Origin of the sequence: Acinetobacter sp. NS-4 (genome assembly GCF_037402435.1) — a bacterium.
Taxonomy (GTDB): domain Bacteria; phylum Pseudomonadota; class Gammaproteobacteria; order Pseudomonadales; family Moraxellaceae; genus Acinetobacter.
In genome coordinates this window covers 1-2214 of sequence record NZ_JBBEUE010000040.1, presented here as the reverse complement: position 1 = coordinate 2214, position 2214 = coordinate 1, and the positions used below count along the sequence as shown (strand labels likewise).

The window sequence follows — 2214 nt, the reverse complement described above, 5'->3', positions numbered from 1 at the left end:
TTCAATTATATCTTTTAATGATCAATAGAAAGCCTAGTTTCAAACACATTCTTCAGACACAAACAAATATGATCAAAATAGAGTGATTACTCTATAAAATAATAAAATCAATTACTTAAATCATATTTTATTTTAAAAAAAATACAAATGTGTATTAAAAACAACCATTACTTACATTTTTTTGATTACAAAATATAATGAGTAAATTACTTCCCATTTCATACATTTTTCATATATAAAAAGTCATACTATTTTTAAGGTTTTTCTAAATCACATTTTATACTTCATAGTTTTTAACATCATTATTAAAGGTGAACCATGCAAAAGAAGAAGCGCACCCCATTAGACGCACAACAGTCCCATCTTTGGATTATTGGTGGTGGTATCGCAGGTATGGCTGCTGCTGCATTTGCAATCCGTGATGCCAAAGTTCCTGCCAAAAATATCCATATTTTAGAAGAACGCGATATTTCAGGTGGCTCGATGGACGGTGGACATACCCCTCATGCCGCACAAGCTTGGGTGACACGTGGCGGACGTATGCTCACCGATGAAACTTATCTATGCCTATGGGATTTATTTTCCAGTATACCATCTTTGGAAAACCCAGACATTTCAGTGCGTGAAGAGTGTCGTGAGTTTAATGAAAAAGTGCAAACCCACGCCAATGCACGTTTGATTGATGTCGAACATGTCATTGCTGATGCAGCAAAACTTGGGCTGAATACGCTACATCGTGCACAAATGCTACGCTTATTGGCTTCAAAAGAAGACAAAATTGGTAGCCGTCGCATAGATGAGTTTTTTGATGAGGCATTTTTTGAAACCAATTTCTGGCGCATGTGGCGCACAACCTTCGCATTTCAAAAATGGCACAGTGCAGCAGAGTTGAGACGCTATTTCTTGCGTTTTATTCAAGAGTTACCACGCATTCATACCTTAGCGGGTGTGAAACGTACCAAGTACAACCAATATGATTCAATGATACTACCCCTACAGCGTTGGCTAGTCGCACAAGGTGTCGATGTACGTTTTGGACACTATGTCACAGATGCGGACTTCATTACCAATGCTGAAACCCAAGAACGCCATGCCTCGCGCCTATATGTGCAATTGCCCGAAGGCTCAGAGCAAATTAATCTGAAAGCCAATGATTTAGCCATTTTCACTTTAGGTTCTATTACCGCAGACTCGCGTTATGGTGGTAATCATGATGTGCCAGCCCTCATTCGTAATCGAGAAGACCATGGTTGGAAGCTTTGGGAAACTCTAGCACAAAAAGCCCCAGACTTTGGCCGCCCAATGACTTTTTATGGCAATGTCGATGAACATAAGTGGGAGTCATTCACCCTGACCATGAAAGATGACGTGCTGCTTAAACGCATTATTGACTATACAGGCAATGAACCAGGGACAGGTGCACTGATGACTTGGTATGAGTCAGGTTGGCATTTATCCATAGTGGTTCCCGCACAGCCACATTTTGCCGACTTACCTGATGGTTTATATACCTTATGGGGCTACGGTTTCCAAATTGACCATATAGGCGATTACATCAAGAAACCAATGTCTGAAGCCACAGGACAAGAAATTCTAACAGAGCTGATTAAACAGCTTGGTTTTAACGACATTTTAGATCATGTTTTGGCAACGACGGATGTTACCACAGCCATGATGCCGTATGCCTCTGCTCTGTTTGCCTGCCGTAAACCCGGAGATCGTCCACAGGTGATTCCGCAAGGCTCACAAAACTTTGCTTTCCTTGGACAGTTTGTGGAAATTGAAGATGACGTGGTCTTTACTGTGGAATATTCAGTTCGTGGGGCGATGCTTGCCATTTATGAATTCTTTGGGGTGGAGCGTGAAATCCCTGAAATTTACAATGGTTTACTTGATCCTAAAGTTGGTTTGAAAGCTTTGGAAACAGTATTCCACTAAGTTTTTAATATAAACTGAAGGGACAGCTTTTTGCTACTATTACATCGTTTAATTTAAAATCATCGAGTGTGACAGAGATGCCATATGTTATCCATCATAACAGGGATGTTTTGTATGGATAACAAAGGCTTTTGTTTACTTTTAGCCTATCAAAAGTAAGGTTATTGTCTACGTAAACATCTTTTATACTTTATTAAAAAGTTGAGGCGGTGTACGTACCTAATTTTAAATCACATAAACAGGAAAATTATATAAAACTTTATACGTCATTAGTAG

Annotated in this window: 1 protein-coding gene; it reads left to right on the top strand. The window is 39.4% G+C overall.

Translation table 11 applies throughout. The annotated features are described in order from the left end of the window. The first annotated feature begins 318 nt into the window (after window positions 1–318). A complete protein-coding gene (locus WAE57_RS15735) occupies window positions 319–1938 on the top strand; it encodes an oleate hydratase (protein WP_237788589.1) in 1620 nt (539 codons plus the stop codon). The last annotated feature ends 276 nt before the right edge of the window (window positions 1939–2214 follow it).